Raw genomic sequence first — 16250 nt, 5'->3', positions numbered from 1 at the left:
TCTTTTGCCGATCCTTCCGCGTTTGTAAATTTCCATAGCATTTTCCTCTGCCATTTTGCGCTGTATGACTTTCCTTCAGCGTACTGACGCAAACGTTCATATTGCTGCAATAGTTTTTTTTGATATGTTGGCTACAGCGGATTTATATCCAGCACAACATCAGTTCAGACAAAAACAGGGTCGGGTAAATGGCAAAGGTATCACTGGAGAAAGACAAGATTAAATTCCTGCTGGTCGAGGGCGTGCATCAAAAAGCAATCGATAGCCTTCGTGCGGCAGGTTACACCAACATCGAATTTCACAAAGGCGCGCTCGATACCGAAGAGCTGAAAGCGTCCATCCGTGATGCCCACTTCATTGGCCTGCGATCCCGTACTCACCTGACTGAAGATGTGATTGCCGCGGCGGAAAAGCTGGTGGCTATCGGCTGCTTCTGCATCGGTACCAACCAGGTTGACCTGAATGCTGCTGCGAAACGCGGTATTCCTGTCTTTAACGCCCCGTTCTCCAACACCCGTTCCGTGGCGGAGCTGGTGATTGGCGAACTGCTGCTGCTCCTGCGCGGCATTCCGGAGGCTAACGCCAAAGCACACCGCGGCGTCTGGAACAAACTGGCTGCAGGCTCCTACGAAGCCCGTGGGAAAAAACTGGGTATCATCGGCTATGGCCACATCGGTACCCAACTGGGGATTCTGGCGGAATCTCTCGGTATGCATGTCTATTTTTACGATATCGAAAGCAAGCTGCCGCTGGGCAATGCCACCCAGGTTCAACACCTGTCTGACCTGCTGAACATGAGTGACGTGGTAAGTCTGCACGTGCCGGAAAATGCGTCCACCAAAAACATGATGGGCGCAGAAGAGCTGGCGCTGATGAAGCCGGGCTCACTGCTGATTAACGCCGCGCGCGGCACGGTGGTCGATATCCCTGCGCTGTGCGATGCGCTGAAGCGTAAGCATCTGGCAGGGGCGGCCATCGACGTTTTCCCAACGGAGCCCGCCACCAACAGCGATCCGTTCACCTCTCCGCTGTGCGAGTTCGACAACGTGATCCTGACGCCGCACATCGGCGGGTCTACGCAGGAAGCGCAGGAGAATATCGGTCTGGAAGTGGCAGGTAAGCTGAGCAAATACTCCGACAACGGTTCTACGCTCTCTGCGGTGAACTTCCCGGAAGTGTCTCTGCCGCTGCACGGCGGTCGTCGTCTGCTGCACATCCACGAAAACCGTCCAGGCGTGCTCACCGCGATCAACCAGATCTTTGCCGAGCAGGACGTCAACATTGCCGCGCAGTATCTGCAGACCAACTCGCAGATGGGCTATGTGGTCATTGATATCGAAGCGGATGACGATGTGGCCGAGAAAGCGCTGCTGAGCATGAAGGCCATTCCAGGGACGATTCGCGCGCGTCTGCTTTACTGATGGTGCGGTCTGTGGTGTCGGGGGGCGCTGACGCTTACCCGACCTACAATGTTTGAGGATTTATGTAGGCCGGGTAAGGCGCAGCCGCCACCCGGCTTTATCCTACCAGACCCAGATTTTGCTGGGCGTCACCACCGCCGGTAACGGCACATCCCATTTCTCCACCGGCAACGCCTCCACGCCCTGGCAATCATGCGCGTAGCCTACCGGCTGCAAACCATACTGCTGCCAGTTTTGTAGCGTTCTGTCGTAAAAACCACCGCCCATTCCCAGGCGCTGTCCCTGCTCATCAAACGCCACCAGCGGCGTAATCAGCACATCCAGCTGTGACAGCGGCAGCACGTCGCGCACGTCAAGTTTCGGCTCGGTGATTTTCAGACGATTCACCACCAGCTCGCTCTGCGGGTGATAGTGCAAAAAAAGCAGATTGCCTTCGCTGAACGGGTGCAGCACCGGCAGGTATACCTTCTTCCCGGCGCGCCAGAGCTGCTCTATCAGCGGTTGGGTGTCCAGTTCGCCGTCAAACGACAGAAACAGGGCAACCGTGCGCGCCATCACGACAGGGGGATACGCCATCATACGGGCGGCGGCCTGCTGGGCAAAATGCGCTTGCTGTTCTGGAGTTAACGCACGACGGCGCTGGCGAATGAGCTGACGGATGTCCTGGCGTGAAGCCGAAACTTCAGGGAATTGAGTCATGGTAGTCGGTAGAAGAAGAAAGAGGGAATCTCCGAGATGCCGCCGCAGGCTGTAACCCTTGAACCCTTGGTTCAAGGTGAATGTGTCGTCATAGTTTTAAGGCTTCTCGGACGGACCGAGCATGCTCACCAACCATGGAGCGCCACATTCTTGTGGTATGAAATATCGGCTCAGGGGACTGGCCCGCTTGCGAACATCTCAGAGAAATTTTGTCTTCACAGTTACTCTACCATAGTCAACTGAGAAGTGTTATTCAAACTTGGGTCCCGGTCTTTCGGGATTGCGACCTTGATCAAGCAATGCTTGTTCTATGGTCTGCTGGAGCATTTTTATGCGCTGCTCCATGCTTGCCGCGTAGTCGCGGGTCTTCGCTTTTTCCTGAGTCAGTTCATAGCTGATGTTCAACGCGGCGATGAAAACCAGCTGCTCAGTATTTGTGACTCTAGTGCGTTCTTTTAGATCTTGCAACCGCTGATTCAAATCGTCCGCAGCCTGATTCAAAGCATCCCTTTGTTCAGGCGGACAATTCACTCGCAGTGAACGGCCAAAAATCTGGAGATCGACGGGTTGTGCAGACATGCCACCTTCCTGCTGATTGACTGCGCTGCCTTCGCTTACTGCCCCGGGGGCTGCGAAGGGGCGACACTATAGCTACCCTGATGTGAAGATACAAGCCCTTTTCTGGTATCACCAGGGTCCAAAGTGGTAGCATATCATGAAACTTCCCCCCAATGATGACGAATGCGCATGTCTATACAGAACGAAATGCCTGGTTACAAGGATTTAAACCAGTTACTGAACCAGCAGGGAGTCGGTTTAACCCCTGCCGAAATGCACGGTCTGATCAGTGGCATGCTGTGCGGCGGAAACAGCGACAGCTCCTGGCAGCCGCTGATCCACGACCTCACGAATGAAGGGCTGGCGTTTGGTCACGAGCTGGCGGAAGCGCTGCGTAAAATGCACGCCGCCATCAGCGATTCGCTGGAAGACGATGGCTTCCTTTTTCAGCTTTATCTGCCTGACGGCGACGACGTCAGCGTGTTCGATCGCGCCGATGCGCTGGCCGGCTGGGTAAACCACTATCTGCTGGGGCTGGGCGTCACGCAGCCTAAACTGGATAAAGTGACCGGCGAAGCGGGTGAAGCGATCGACGACCTGCGCAACATTGCCCAGCTTGGCTACGATGAAGACGAAGACCAGGAAGAGCTGGAAATGTCTCTCGAAGAGATCATCGAGTACGTGCGCGTGGCGGCACTGCTGTGCCACGACAACTTTACGCGCTCACAGCCGACCGCACCGGAAGTTCGTAAGCCAACCTTACATTAAGAAAAATAACGCACAGGAGGGTGTCATGGTTATCTCGAGTCAAGAGTATTCGCGCCGCCGTCAGTCGCTGCTGGCGAAAATGCAGCCGGGCAGCGCCGCGCTAATTTTTGCCGCGCCCGAAGTGACGCGCAGCGCCGACAGCGAATATCCCTATCGCCAGAGCAGCGATTTCTGGTACTTCACCGGCTTTAACGAGCCGGAAGCGGTACTGGTGCTGATTAAAAGCAATGACACCCACAACCACAGCGTGATTTTCAACCGCGTGCGCGACCTGACGGCCGAAATCTGGTTTGGCCGCCGCCTGGGCCAGGAGGCCGCGCCGGCGAAGCTGGGCGTTGACCGTGCGCTGGCGTTTAGCGAAATCAACCAGCAGCTCTACCAGCTGCTTAACGGCCTCGACGTGCTCTATCACGCGCAGGGCGAATATGCCTACGCCGATGAGATTGTCTTCACCGCGCTGGATAAGCTGCGCAAAGGCTCGCGCCAGAACCTGTCCGCACCGGCCACGCTGACGGACTGGCGTCCGGTGGTGCATGAGATGCGCCTGTTCAAGTCTGAGGAAGAGCTAAATGTGATGCGCCGCGCGGGCGAAATCAGCGCGCTGGCACACACCCGCGCCATGGAGAAATGCCGTCCCGGGATGTTCGAATACCAGCTGGAAGGCGAAATTCACCACGAATTTAACCGCCACGGCGCGCGCTATCCCTCCTACAACACCATTGTCGGCGGCGGCGAAAACGGCTGCATTCTGCACTACACCGAAAACGAAAGTGCGCTGCGCGACGGCGATCTGGTGCTGATTGACGCCGGTTGCGAATATCAGGGCTATGCGGGGGACATCACCCGTACCTTCCCGGTGAACGGTAAATTCTCGCCGGCACAGCGCGCGATTTACGACATTGTTCTCGAATCCCTTGAGACAGCGCTCAAACTGTATCGTCCGGGGACTTCCATGCAGGAAGTGACCGGCGAAGTGGTGCGCATCATGATTACCGGTCTGGTCAGGCTCGGGATCCTGAAAGGGGATGTCGACACCCTGATTGCTGAAAATGCGCACCGACCGTATTTCATGCACGGCCTGAGCCACTGGCTGGGGCTGGACGTGCATGACGTTGGCGCATACGGCGCCGACCGTTCGCGCGTGCTGGAGCCGGGCATGGTGTTAACCGTGGAGCCGGGTCTCTACATCGCGCCGGATGCCGACGTGCCAGAAGAATACCGCGGGATTGGCATTCGTATTGAAGACGATATCGTGATTACCGAAACCGGTAACGAAAACCTGACCGCCAGCGTCGTGAAAAACGCTGACGATATCGAGGCGCTGATGGCAGCGGCGCGCGCATGAGCGTGATTATCGTGGGCGGCGGCATGACCGGGGCCACGCTGGCGCTGGCCATTTCGCATTTGACGCAGGGCCAGCTTCCGGTGCACCTGGTGGAAGCCGTTGCGCCAGAGGCGTCAAACCACCCTGGTTTTGATGCCCGCGCCATTGCGCTGGCGCAGGGCACCTGCCAGCAGCTTTCCCGCATTGGGATCTGGCAGGCGATTGCCGACCGCGCCACGGCGATCGGGACCGTTCACGTCAGCGATCGCGGACATGCAGGCTTTGTCACGCTGGACGCGCAGGATTACCGGATTGATGCCCTGGGTCAGGTTGTTGAGCTGCACGACGTCGGATTGCGTCTGTTCCGCCTGCTCCAGGACGCGCCGGGCGTCACGCTGCATTGCCCCGCGCGCGTGGCCAGCGTGAGTCGGAGTGACGCGTCGGTCAGCGTGACCCTGGAAAGCGGTACCGTCCTTGAAGGCCAGCTTCTGGTCGCTGCGGACGGTTCGCGCTCGTCGCTCGGTACCCAGTGCGGCGTGGAGTGGCGCCAGCAGCCTTACGGCCAGGTGGCGGTCATTGCGAACGTCTCTACCGCAGCTGACCACAACGGCAGGGCCTTTGAGCGCTTTACGCAGCATGGCCCGCTGGCGATGCTGCCGATGTCGGACGGGCGCTGTTCCCTGGTCTGGTGTCACCCGCAGGATAAGGCGGAAGAGGTTAAGGCCTGGTCCGACGAACGTTTTTGTACCGAGCTGCAGAAAGCCTTTGGCTGGCGGCTGGGGCGTATTACCCATGCCGGCAAGCGGACGGTCTACCCGCTTTCGCTGACCACGGCGTCTCAGTCTGTCTCCCATCGTCTGGCGCTTGTCGGTAACGCCGCGCAGACGCTGCACCCTATCGCGGGGCAAGGTTTCAACCTTGGCTTACGCGATGTCATGAGCCTGGCCGAATCTCTGGCGCAGGCGTGGGGCGAGCAAAAAGACTGTGGGGCCTATTCGGTGCTGAGTCATTACCAGAAGCGCCGACAGGCGGATAAAGAGGCCACCATCGGTGTGACCGATGGTCTGGTTCATCTTTTTGCCAATCGCTGGGCACCGCTGGTTGCGGGTCGCAACCTTGGGCTGATGGCGATGGAATTATTCATTCCGGCACGTGACGTGCTGGCGCAGCGGACCCTGGGTTGGGTCGCGCGTTAAGGAGTTATCACCGTGCAAAATGTTGATGTCGCCATCGTTGGCGGCGGAATGGTTGGACTGGCATTGGCCTGCGGATTACAGGGCAGCGGCCTGCGCGTGGCGGTGCTGGAGCAAAAGCAGCCTCAGCCCGTTGCACCGGATGCGCCGCCGGAACTCCGCGTCTCGGCGATCAATGCGGCCAGCGAAAAGCTGCTGACGCACCTTGGCGTCTGGGCAGATATTGTGGCTTACCGCGCCAGCTGCTATCACGGCATGGAAGTGTGGGATAAAGACAGCTTTGGTCATATTGCTTTTGACGATGAAAGCATGGGCTATAGCCATCTGGGGCACATCGTTGAAAACGCGGTGATCCACCACGCGCTCTGGCAGAAAGCACAGCAGTGCAGCGACGTGACGCTGATTGCGCCTGCGCAGATCCAGCAGGTGGCGTGGGGCGAAAACGAGGCGTTTATCACCCTGCAGAGTGGCGACATGCTGACCGCGCGTCTGGTGGTCGGTGCTGACGGTGCCAACTCCTGGCTGCGTAATAAAGCCGATATCCCGCTGACGTACTGGGATTACCGCCATCATGCTCTGGTCGCGACGATCCGTACCGAAGAGGCGCACGGAGGCGTGGCGCGCCAGATTTTCCACAACGATGGCATACTGGCGTTCCTGCCGCTTGCCGATCCGCACCTGTGCTCAATTGTCTGGTCCCTGGTGCCGGAAAAAGCCCAGCAGATGCATGAGGCGACGCCGGAGGCCTTTAACCAGGCGCTGTGCGTGGCCTTTGATAACCGCCTTGGCCTGTGCACGCTTGAAAGCGAGCGTCAGGTATTCCCGTTAACCGGCCGCTACGCGCGCCAGTTTGCGGCGCACCGTCTGGCGCTGGTGGGGGATGCGGCGCATACCATTCATCCGCTGGCCGGGCAGGGGGTTAACCTTGGCTTTATGGACGCGGCGGAGCTGGTAGAAGAGCTGCGTCGCCTGCATCGTGAAGGCAAAGATATCGGCCAGCATCTCTACCTGCGTCGCTACGAGCGCAGCCGCAAGCACAGCGCGGCAATGATGCTGGCGGGCATGCAGGGCTTCCGCGAGCTGTTTGCCGGGTCAAATCCGGCGAAGAAATTGCTGCGCGACATCGGCCTTAAGCTTGCTGACACCCTTCCGGGTGTTAAACCTCAACTCCTCCGTCAGGCGATGGGTCTGAACGACCTCCCGGACTGGCTGCGTTAATGTAGACCCCTGTCACACTTTCTTTTCCCGGCCTCTGCGCCGGGGAAATTCCCTCGTTTGAAATATTCTAATTTCACGTCATTTTTCGCATTAGATAATCTAATGTCGTGTTTTTCTCGTTACGGAAATTCGGCCCGTTTTTCCGCACGAAATATCACCATGTGCTAAATCCTGTTAGATCATTGTTAATTTTGTGCGGGGTTAATCGCATTTTTCCAGTGGATAACTCTGTAGGCTTTTCAGCGTTTTTTGGTCATAAGCTAATGTGATGACCTGTTTTGCCTTATGGTTAACCGCCGTTTTCGGTGGTAAGTTCAGGTAAAAGAGAACGTTTGCGTCGGTGCCCGAACGCGGGGCCGATACCGGGTTTCACGGTGAATTTTTCAACGAGGACAAGATGGCTCAACAGACTCCTTTGTACGAACAACACGTGTTATGCGGCGCCCGCATGGTGGACTTCCACGGCTGGATGATGCCGCTGCACTACGGCTCGCAGATTGATGAGCACCACGCGGTGCGCACCGATGCCGGTATGTTCGACGTGTCCCACATGACGATTGTCGATCTGCGCGGTAGCCGCACCCGGGAGTTTTTGCGTTATCTGCTGGCAAACGACGTCGCCAAACTGAAGACGCCGGGTAAAGCGCTCTATACCGGCATGCTGAATGCCTCGGGCGGCGTGATTGATGACCTTATCGTCTACTACTTCACCGAAGATTTCTTCCGCCTCGTTGTAAACTCCGCCACCCGCGAAAAAGACCTCTCCTGGATCACCCAACACGCCGAACCGTATGCCATCGACATCACCGTCCGTGATGACCTGTCGCTGATCGCCGTGCAGGGGCCTAACGCGCAGGCGAAAGCCGCGTCTCTGTTCAACGATGAGCAACGTAAAGCCACCGAAGGCATGAAGCCGTTCTTCGGCGTGCAGGCGGGGGATCTGTTTATCGCCACCACCGGCTACACCGGTGAAGCGGGCTACGAAATTGCGATGCCGAACGAAAAGGCCGCTGATTTCTGGCGTGCGCTGGTGGAGGCGGGCGTGAAGCCTGCGGGCCTGGGCGCGCGCGATACGCTGCGTCTGGAAGCGGGCATGAACCTCTACGGTCAGGAGATGGACGAAGGCGTCTCTCCGCTGGCCGCCAACATGGGCTGGACCATCGCGTGGGAACCGGCTGACCGTGACTTTATTGGCCGTGAAGCGCTGGAGATGCAGCGCGAGAAGGGCACTGAACAGCTGGTTGGCCTGGTGATGAAGGAAAAAGGCGTACTGCGCGGCGAGCTGCCTGTACGTTTTACCGATGCTGACGGCAATCCTCGCGAAGGCGTGATCACCAGCGGAACCTTCTCACCGACGCTGGGCTACAGTATTGCACTGGCACGCGTGCCGGCGGGCATTGGCGAAACGGCGGTGGTGCAAATCCGCAACCGCGAAATGCCGGTCAACGTGACCAAACCGATTTTTGTTCGCGCCGGTAAGCCGGTCGCCTAACTATTTTTATCAGGAGAACTTCAATGAGCAATGTGCCAGCAGAACTGAAATACAGCAAAGAACACGAGTGGCTGCGTAAAGAGGCGGACGGCACTTACACCGTCGGGATCACCGAGCACGCGCAGGAGCTGCTGGGCGACATGGTGTTTGTTGACCTGCCTGACGTGGGCACGACCGTGAGCGCGGGCGACGACTGCGCCGTGGCGGAGTCCGTAAAAGCGGCATCAGACATCTACGCACCGGTAAGCGGTGAGATTGTTGCAGTCAACGACGCGCTGAGCGACTCCCCGGAGCTGGTCAACAGCGAGCCTTATGAAGGCGGCTGGATCTTCAAGATCAAAGCCAGCGACGAATCCCAGGTTGCCGCGCTGCTGGATGCGACCGCATACGAAGCACTACTGGAAGACGAATAACGTTGTGCCGGATGGCGCTGCGCTTATCCGGCCTGGAGATCAACGTAGGCCCGGTAAGCGTTAGCGCCACCGGGCAACAGCGTTACAGATAACTACGATTCACTGCACGTTTCAGGAACCATCGCTCATGACACAGACTTTAAGCCAGCTTGAAAACCGTGGCGCCTTCATTGAACGTCACATTGGGCCGGATGCTCAGCAACAGCAGGAGATGCTGAAGACGGTTGGCGCGGATTCATTAAACGCACTGATCGGCCAGATTGTGCCAAAAGACATCCAGCTAGCCACGCCGCCTCAGGTGGGGGAAGCCACCACGGAGTTCGCCGCGCTGGCGGAGCTGAAGGCTATCGCCGGCCTGAACAAGCGCTATAAGTCTTACATTGGCATGGGCTACACCAACGTGCAGTTGCCGCCGGTGATCCTGCGCAACATGCTGGAAAACCCGGGCTGGTACACCGCCTATACGCCGTATCAGCCAGAAGTGTCCCAGGGTCGCCTGGAAGCGCTGCTGAACTTCCAGCAGGTAACGCTGGATCTGACCGGTATGGATATCGCCTCCGCGTCTCTGCTCGATGAAGCGACCGCCGCCGCCGAAGCGATGGCGATGGCGAAGCGCGTGAGCAAGCTGAAAAATGCCAACCGCTTCTTCGTGGCGGCGGACGTGCATCCGCAGACGCTGGACGTGGTGCGCACACGTGCGGAAACCTTCGGCTTTGACGTGATCGTCGATGACGCTGACAAAGTGCTGGATCACCAGGACGTCTTCGGCGTGCTGCTGCAGCAGGTGGGCACCACCGGTGAAGTTCACGACTACGGCGCGCTGATTGCCGAGCTGAAATCCCGCAAGGTGGTTGTGAGCGTTGCCGCCGATTTTATGGCGCTGGTGCTGCTGACGGCGCCGGGCAAACAGGGCGCGGATATCGTATTCGGCTCTGCGCAGCGCTTCGGCGTACCGATGGGCTACGGCGGCCCGCACGCGGCGTTCTTCGGCGCGAAAGATGAATTCAAACGTTCCATGCCTGGCCGTATTATCGGCGTCTCCAAAGACGCTGCCGGTAATACCGCGCTGCGCATGGCGATGCAGACCCGCGAGCAGCATATCCGCCGCGAGAAAGCGAACTCCAATATCTGTACCTCACAGGTGCTGCTGGCTAACATCGCCAGCCTGTACGCCGTGTTCCACGGCCCGGCTGGTCTGAAACGCATTGCCAGCCGCATTCATCGCCTGGCCGATATCCTGGCCTGCGGCCTGCAGCAAAAAGGTCTTAAGCTGCGCCATGCCCACTACTTCGATACCCTGTGCGTGGACGTGGCGGACAAAGCGGCCGTGCTGGCCCGCGCGGACGCGGCAAAGATCAACCTGCGCAGCGACATCCACAACGCCGTCGGCATTACGCTGGATGAAAGCACCACCCGCGACGATATCCTGAACCTGTTCAGCGTGCTGCTGGGTGACGCGCACGGTCTGGACATTGACGCGCTCGACAAAGAAGTTGCGCTCGACAGCCGCTCCATTCAGGACAGCATGCTGCGTAACGACGCCATCCTGACGCACCCGGTCTTCAATCGCTACCACAGCGAGACCGAGATGATGCGTTACATGCACTCTCTGGAGCGCAAGGATCTGGCGCTGAACCAGGCGATGATCCCGCTGGGATCCTGCACCATGAAGCTGAATGCTGCAGCAGAGATGATCCCGATCACCTGGCCTGAATTCTCCGAGCTGCACCCGTTCTGCCCGCCGGAGCAGGCGGAAGGTTATCACGTGATGATTAACCAGCTTTCCGACTGGCTGGTGAAGCTGACCGGTTACGACGCGCTCTGCATGCAGCCGAACTCCGGCGCGCAGGGTGAATATGCGGGCCTGCTGGCAATCCGTCACTATCACGAAAGCCGCAACGAAGGCCATCGCGATATCTGCCTGATCCCAAGCTCCGCCCACGGCACCAACCCGGCTTCAGCCCAGATGGCGGGCATGGAAGTCGTGGTGGTCGCGTGCGATAAGAACGGTAACATCGACCTGGCTGACCTGCGCGCGAAAGCCGAACAGGCGGGCGACAAGCTCTCCTGCATCATGGTGACCTATCCGTCCACCCACGGCGTGTACGAAGAGACCATCCGTGAAGTGTGCGAAGTGGTGCACCAATTCGGCGGTCAGGTATACCTCGACGGCGCGAACATGAACGCGCAGGTGGGCATTACCTCTCCGGGCTTTATCGGCGCGGACGTGTCACACCTTAACCTGCACAAAACCTTCTGCATCCCGCACGGAGGTGGCGGCCCGGGCATGGGCCCAATCGGCGTGAAGGCGCACCTGGCACCGTTTGTCCCAGGCCACAGCGTTGTGCAGATCGAAGGCATGCTGACCCGTCAGGGCGCGGTCTCTGCGGCACCGTTCGGTAGCGCCTCTATCCTGCCAATCAGCTGGATGTACATCCGCATGATGGGTGCGGAAGGGCTGAAGCAGGCGAGCCAGGTGGCCATTCTGAACGCCAACTACATTGCGACGCGCCTGAAGTCTGCCTACCCGGTGCTCTATACCGGCCGCGACGGTCGCGTGGCGCACGAGTGCATCCTCGATATTCGTCCGCTGAAAGAGCAGACCGGCATTAGCGAGCTGGACATTGCCAAACGCCTGATCGACTACGGCTTCCACGCGCCTACCATGTCGTTCCCGGTTGCGGGCACGCTGATGGTGGAGCCAACGGAGTCCGAAAGTAAAGCCGAGCTGGACCGCTTTATCGACGCGATGCTGGCCATCCGCATGGAAATTGACCGCGTGCAGGACGGCGAGTGGACGCTGGAAGATAACCCGCTGGTCAACGCTCCGCACACCCAGCACGAGCTGGTGGCCGAGTGGAACCACGGCTATTCCCGCGAGCTGGCCGTCTTCCCGGCAGGCGTGGCGAACAAATACTGGCCGACCGTGAAGCGTCTTGATGATGTCTACGGGGACCGTAACCTGTTCTGCTCCTGCGTACCGATGAGCGAATACCAGTAACATTGCTGATGTAGTAACGTAGGCCGGGTAAGGCGAAGCCGCCACCCGGCTTTTTTATTGGGAGAAGAAAATGGGCATTGCACTTGTGACCGGCGCCAGCCGGGGCATTGGGAAAGCCACTGCGCTGCAGCTGGCCCGTGAAGGCTACACCGTGGCGGTGAACTATCATCACAACATTAAGGCCGCAACGGATGTGATCAACCAGATTGTTGAGGCGGGCGGTAAAGCCTTTGCCGTTCGGGCAGACATCAGTGATGAAGCTCAGGTGCTGGCGATGTTTGAAAGCCTCGATCGTGAAGGCGAGCCGCTGACCGCGCTGGTGAATAATGCGGGGATTCTGTTTGAGCAATCCACCATTGAGAATCTCTCCGCCGAGCGCATTAACCGCGTCCTGGCGACCAACGTCACGGGCTACTTCCTCTGCTGCCGGGAAGCGGTAAAACGCATGTCCTTCAAACATGGCGGCAAGGGCGGGGCGATAGTGAATGTCTCTTCCGCGGCGTCCCGCCTGGGCGCACCGGGGGAATATGTGGATTACGCCGCGTCCAAGGGGGCGGTGGATTCGCTGACAACGGGGCTGTCGCTGGAGGTGGCGGCGCAGGGCATTCGAGTCAACTGCGTCCGTCCGGGCCTGATCTATACCGATATTCATGCTTCGGGCGGAGAACCGGGGCGAGTGGACCGCGTGAAAGCGTTACTGCCGATGCAGCGCGGCGGCCAGCCGGAAGAGGTCGCCCAGGCGATTGTCTGGCTGCTGAGCGAAAAGGCGTCGTACGTGACGGGGAGTTTTATTGAGTTAGCGGGCGGGAAATAAGCCGGGTGGCGGCCCGGCCTCCTATTCGTGTAGGCCCGGTAAGCGCAGCGCCTCCGGGCAAAAAATCACAGCGCCTCGCCGTTGCTGGCAATCACGCCTTTATACCACTCGAAGCTCTTCTTGCGGGAACGCGACATGTCGCCCGTGCCGTCGTCGTGCTTGTTCACGTAGATAAAGCCGTAGCGCTTGCTGTACTGGCCGGTGGTGAACGACACGCAGTCGATACAGCCCCATGGCGTATAGCCCATCAGATCGACGCCATCGTGGGTGACGGCTTTGATCATCTCCTCCACGTGGGCACGCAGGTAGTCGATGCGATAGTCATCGTTGATGCTGCCGTCTTCTTCCACCTTGTCGTAGGCACCGAAGCCGTTTTCAACGATAAACAGCGGCTTCTGGTAACGCTCGTACAGTTCGCACAGAGAATAGCGCAGGCCCACCGGGTCAATCTGCCAGCCCCAGTCGGAGGCCTTCACGTGCGGGTTCGGCACGCTGCCTTCGAAGCCGGAAATGGCATCGCCGGTACCGCCTTCCGCCTTCACTGCGTTGGTCATGTAGTAGCTGAAGCCCAGGTAGTCGCAGGTGCCTTCGCGCAGGATCTGCTCGTCACCCGCTTCCATTTTGATGGAGAAGCCACGACGCTCCCATTCGTTCAGCACGTAGGACGGGTAGTAGCCGCGCAGCTGGACGTCGGTAAAGACGTAGCGCTCGCGCATCGATTCCTGGGCGAACATCACGTCTTCCGGTTTGCAGGAGAACGGATAGAGCGCCACCATCGCCAGCATGCAGCCGACTTTCATCTCCGGGTTGATGCGGCGCGCGGCCTTCACCGCCAGGGCGCTGGCCACAAACTGATGATGCAGGACCTGGTACATGGTCTCTTCCGGATTTTCATGTTCCGTATAGACCACGCCCGAGCAGCAGTAGCCGAAGAGCGGGGCGCGCCAGTTACGCTGGTTGTTGATTTCGTTGAAGGTCATCCAGTATTTGACCTTGTTTTTGTAGCGCTCGAAGACCACTTCCGCGAAGCGTACATAGAAATCGACCACTTTACGGTTGGTCCAGCTGCCGTACTCCTTCACCAGGTGCAGCGGCATTTCGAAGTGGGAGAGGGTGATCACCGGTTCGATGTTGTATTTCAGCAGCTCATCGAACATGTCGTCGTAAAACTTCAGCCCTTCTTCGTTTGGCTGCGTTTCGTCACCGTTCGGGAAGATACGCGTCCAGGCAATCGAGGTGCGGAAACACTTGAAGCCCATCTCGGCAAACAGCTTGATGTCTTCTTTGTAATGGCCGTGGAAATCAATCGCTTCATGGTTGGGATAGTATTTTCCCGGCACCACGTCCTGCGTGATTTCGCGCGGCACGCCGTGTGCGCCGCCGGTTAATACGTCGCAAATGCTTGGCCCTTTGCCGCCTTTGTTCCAGCCGCCTTCAACCTGGTGAGCGGCAACCGCGCCACCCCATAAAAAATCTTTTGGTAAGGTCAATTTTTTCATCGCTGCTATTCTCAATAAATGGCTTATTGGCATCGAGTCTAGCAAAGCGAAATTAAATGTCACGATATAACAAATTGGGCATAATGTGATTTGTCACATCAAAAAAACAGGATGTTTTATTCTGCAAGTTTCTTCGCCAGCTTACGGCCGAGAGATTCCAGAATATAGATGACGGGAATTTGCGTGGTGATATCGTAGACGCCTGCAATACGCGTCTGGGGAACGTGCCAGGAGAGATTAAAGTCCGCCAGTTTTGCGAGACGCGAGTGCTCGTGGCTGGTAATGGAGAGCACCTTGCAGTGATGCAGGCTAAACTGGCTGGCGAAGCGCAGGATCTCCTCGGTCTCACCCGAGACGGAGAGCACAATCGCCAGCGCATTTTTCGCCATGTCATTGGTGACCGGGAAATAAGGGTCATCAATATGGTTACTGAATTTTCCGATATTAGAAAAGAAACGTGCGCCATATTTTGCCAGCGAGCCTGACGTTCCTGCGCCGACAAATATAATGCGTTCCGACGATAAAATAATATCGACCGCATTATCTAATAACGCGTCGAACTCTTCATTATTTACGCTTTTAAAGAAGCTGATAATTTCGCTGGCGCCAAAGTTCGCCTGCTGGGGTTCATTCTGCTCGAGATAGAGCTTAAAGCGCACGCGAAACTCCGAGTAGCCTTCGCAGTTAAGCTTGCGGCAAAAGCGCAGGATAGTGGTCGTCGAGACACCCGCCGCATCCGCCAGCTCGCGGATGGTCATGTACATGACTTTGTCACGGTTTTTAATGACATAGTTGTAGACCATCATCTCCAGGTTATTGAGACTGGCAATGGCGGAGTGGGTGAACATACTCACAGTGGCATAACTCTTATTCAGACCTCATGTATCCATCATAACATGCGGCCAGACGGCAGGATCCATTTTTATGCTCTTGATTCTTAATGGTTAAATTTTAATGTGAACAAATGTTAGGTGAAAAATTCATTTATACCTATGATTTTTAGGTATAAATCCTGATGTGAAATTATTTTAGCTAACAGGTGTTCACTGGAATCATTCTCAGTTAGCATAGTGATGCGATGAATAATCATCTTTTGTTTTCCCGGAGTTTTGTATGGTGAGCAGACCATTAATCGCACAGGGATATTCGCTGGCTGAGGAAATAGCCAACAGCATCAGCCACGGCATTGGCCTGGTGTTTGGGATTGTCGGTTTAGTGTTATTGCTGGTGCAGGCGGTAGACGCCAATGCCAGCGCGATGGCTATTACCAGCTACAGCCTCTATGGCGGGAGCATGATCCTGCTGTTTCTGGCCTCGACGCTGTATCACGCGATCCCGCATCAGCGGGCCAAGATGTGGCTCAAGAAATTTGACCACTGCGCTATCTACCTTCTCATTGCAGGTACCTACACGCCGTTTCTGCTGGTGGGGCTCAACTCACCGCTGTCGCGCGGGCTGATGATCGTTATCTGGAGCCTGGCGCTGCTCGGGATCCTGTTTAAGCTCACCATCGCGCACCGGTTTAAGGTGCTGTCGCTGGTCACCTATCTGACCATGGGCTGGCTGTCGCTGATCGTGGTGTACCAGCTGGCAATCAAACTGTCGATAGGGGGCGTAACGCTTCTGGCCTTAGGCGGCGTGGTGTATTCGCTCGGCGTCATTTTCTACGTCTGCAAGCGCATTCCGTACAACCATGCTATCTGGCACGGCTTTGTGCTGGGCGGCAGCGTGTGCCACTTTTTGGCGATTTATTTGTACGTGGGGCAGGTGTAGTTTTTCGTCGGGTGGCGGCTTCGCCTTACCCGACCTACGGGATAAGTAGACCCGGTAAGCGCAGCGCCACCGGGCGA

Annotated in this window: 14 protein-coding genes and 1 other RNA gene; 10 read left to right on the top strand and 5 right to left on the bottom strand. The window is 57.5% G+C overall.

Annotation, left to right across the window (positions count from 1 at the left end; all coding sequences use genetic code 11):
* Positions 1 to 188 precede the first annotated feature (188 nt).
* Positions 189 to 1421, top strand: a complete 1233-nt coding sequence (gene serA / locus BFV67_RS18110) for a phosphoglycerate dehydrogenase (protein ID WP_045407146.1) — start codon at positions 189 to 191, stop codon at positions 1419 to 1421.
* A 102-nt stretch (positions 1422 to 1523) separates the two neighbouring features.
* On the opposite strand, the gene BFV67_RS18105 is transcribed toward serA, so the two are convergent.
* From BFV67_RS18105 to zapA, 3 genes are all read right to left on the bottom strand, one after another.
* A complete protein-coding gene (locus tag BFV67_RS18105) occupies positions 1524 to 2120 on the bottom strand; it encodes a 5-formyltetrahydrofolate cyclo-ligase (protein ID WP_059359733.1) in 597 nt (198 codons plus the stop codon).
* 24 nt (positions 2121 to 2144) lie between these two features.
* A non-coding RNA gene (gene ssrS, locus BFV67_RS18100) (6S RNA) lies at positions 2145 to 2328 on the bottom strand.
* Between the two features lie 41 nt (positions 2329 to 2369).
* Complete coding sequence (gene zapA, locus BFV67_RS18095; RefSeq protein ID WP_006811891.1) at positions 2370 to 2699, bottom strand: cell division protein ZapA; 330 nt, start codon at positions 2697 to 2699, stop codon at positions 2370 to 2372.
* A gap of 168 nt (positions 2700 to 2867) precedes the next feature.
* Between zapA and BFV67_RS18090 the strand changes: the two genes are divergently transcribed.
* The 8 genes from BFV67_RS18090 to BFV67_RS18055 all read left to right on the top strand — a co-directional run bounded on the left by BFV67_RS18090 (position 2868) and on the right by BFV67_RS18055 (position 12901).
* On the top strand, positions 2868 to 3446 hold the full coding sequence (locus tag BFV67_RS18090; protein WP_025912457.1) for a YecA/YgfB family protein: 579 nt from the start codon (positions 2868 to 2870) through the stop codon (positions 3444 to 3446).
* Positions 3447 to 3477: 31 nt separating this feature from the next.
* Positions 3478 to 4791 carry a Xaa-Pro aminopeptidase gene (pepP, locus tag BFV67_RS18085; RefSeq protein WP_114138897.1) on the top strand — a complete coding sequence of 438 codons (1314 nt, stop codon included), beginning with the start codon at positions 3478 to 3480 and terminating at the stop codon, positions 4789 to 4791.
* Positions 4788 to 5966: a 2-octaprenyl-6-methoxyphenyl hydroxylase gene (ubiH, locus tag BFV67_RS18080; protein ID WP_069598762.1), complete on the top strand. Its 1179-nt coding sequence runs from the start codon at positions 4788 to 4790 to the stop codon at positions 5964 to 5966. Before pepP ends, ubiH begins: the two co-directional genes overlap by 4 nt.
* 12 nt (positions 5967 to 5978) lie before the next feature.
* The gene (gene ubiI / locus BFV67_RS18075; RefSeq protein WP_069598761.1) at positions 5979 to 7181 is read left to right on the top strand and encodes an FAD-dependent 2-octaprenylphenol hydroxylase; all 1203 of its coding nucleotides are present in this window, start codon (positions 5979 to 5981) and stop codon (positions 7179 to 7181) included.
* Between the two features lie 397 nt (positions 7182 to 7578).
* Positions 7579 to 8673, top strand: a complete 1095-nt coding sequence (gene gcvT / locus BFV67_RS18070) for a glycine cleavage system aminomethyltransferase GcvT (RefSeq protein WP_008499719.1) — start codon at positions 7579 to 7581, stop codon at positions 8671 to 8673.
* 23 nt (positions 8674 to 8696) lie between these two features.
* Positions 8697 to 9086: a glycine cleavage system protein GcvH gene (gene gcvH, locus BFV67_RS18065; RefSeq protein WP_008499718.1), complete on the top strand. Its 390-nt coding sequence runs from the start codon at positions 8697 to 8699 to the stop codon at positions 9084 to 9086.
* 127 nt (positions 9087 to 9213) lie between these two features.
* Complete coding sequence (gcvP, locus tag BFV67_RS18060) at positions 9214 to 12087, top strand: aminomethyl-transferring glycine dehydrogenase (protein ID WP_069598760.1); 2874 nt, start codon at positions 9214 to 9216, stop codon at positions 12085 to 12087.
* Between the two features lie 70 nt (positions 12088 to 12157).
* A complete protein-coding gene (locus tag BFV67_RS18055; RefSeq protein ID WP_032675464.1) occupies positions 12158 to 12901 on the top strand; it encodes an SDR family oxidoreductase in 744 nt (247 codons plus the stop codon).
* Between the two features lie 65 nt (positions 12902 to 12966).
* Here BFV67_RS18055 and BFV67_RS18050 read toward each other — a convergent pair whose 3' ends face one another.
* Together BFV67_RS18050 and BFV67_RS18045 are read right to left on the bottom strand one after the other, a co-directional pair.
* Positions 12967 to 14400: a 6-phospho-beta-glucosidase gene (locus BFV67_RS18050; RefSeq protein ID WP_069598759.1), complete on the bottom strand. Its 1434-nt coding sequence runs from the start codon at positions 14398 to 14400 to the stop codon at positions 12967 to 12969.
* A gap of 116 nt (positions 14401 to 14516) precedes the next feature.
* On the bottom strand, positions 14517 to 15248 hold the full coding sequence (locus tag BFV67_RS18045; RefSeq protein WP_008499714.1) for a MurR/RpiR family transcriptional regulator: 732 nt from the start codon (positions 15246 to 15248) through the stop codon (positions 14517 to 14519).
* A gap of 265 nt (positions 15249 to 15513) precedes the next feature.
* Between BFV67_RS18045 and trhA the strand changes: the two genes are divergently transcribed.
* Complete coding sequence (trhA, locus tag BFV67_RS18035) at positions 15514 to 16173, top strand: PAQR family membrane homeostasis protein TrhA (protein WP_021242052.1); 660 nt, start codon at positions 15514 to 15516, stop codon at positions 16171 to 16173.
* Positions 16174 to 16250 lie beyond the last annotated feature (77 nt).

It is taken from the genome of Enterobacter roggenkampii (assembly GCF_001729805.1).
In the GTDB taxonomy this organism is placed as follows: domain Bacteria; phylum Pseudomonadota; class Gammaproteobacteria; order Enterobacterales; family Enterobacteriaceae; genus Enterobacter; species Enterobacter roggenkampii.
Note: the sequence above shows the minus strand (reverse complement) of the source record. Positions and strands in the feature narration are given on the sequence as shown.

Excerpts from the sequence above, each read along its gene's own strand:
- BFV67_RS18050 (WP_069598759.1), bottom strand. The coding sequence starts at position 14,400 with ATGAAAAAATTGACCTTACCAAAAGATTTTTTATGGGGTGGCGCGGTT.
- trhA (WP_021242052.1), top strand. The coding sequence starts at position 15,514 with ATGGTGAGCAGACCATTAATCGCACAGGGATATTCGCTGGCTGAGGAA.
- gcvP (WP_069598760.1), top strand. The coding sequence starts at position 9,214 with ATGACACAGACTTTAAGCCAGCTTGAAAACCGTGGCGCCTTCATTGAA.
- serA (WP_045407146.1), top strand. The coding sequence starts at position 189 with ATGGCAAAGGTATCACTGGAGAAAGACAAGATTAAATTCCTGCTGGTC.
- zapA (WP_006811891.1), bottom strand. The coding sequence starts at position 2,699 with ATGTCTGCACAACCCGTCGATCTCCAGATTTTTGGCCGTTCACTGCGA.
- gcvH (WP_008499718.1), top strand. The coding sequence starts at position 8,697 with ATGAGCAATGTGCCAGCAGAACTGAAATACAGCAAAGAACACGAGTGG.
- BFV67_RS18090 (WP_025912457.1), top strand. The coding sequence starts at position 2,868 with ATGTCTATACAGAACGAAATGCCTGGTTACAAGGATTTAAACCAGTTA.
- ubiH (WP_069598762.1), top strand. The coding sequence starts at position 4,788 with ATGAGCGTGATTATCGTGGGCGGCGGCATGACCGGGGCCACGCTGGCG.
- gcvT (WP_008499719.1), top strand. The coding sequence starts at position 7,579 with ATGGCTCAACAGACTCCTTTGTACGAACAACACGTGTTATGCGGCGCC.
- BFV67_RS18105 (WP_059359733.1), bottom strand. The coding sequence starts at position 2,120 with ATGACTCAATTCCCTGAAGTTTCGGCTTCACGCCAGGACATCCGTCAG.
- BFV67_RS18055 (WP_032675464.1), top strand. The coding sequence starts at position 12,158 with ATGGGCATTGCACTTGTGACCGGCGCCAGCCGGGGCATTGGGAAAGCC.
- BFV67_RS18045 (WP_008499714.1), bottom strand. The coding sequence starts at position 15,248 with ATGTTCACCCACTCCGCCATTGCCAGTCTCAATAACCTGGAGATGATG.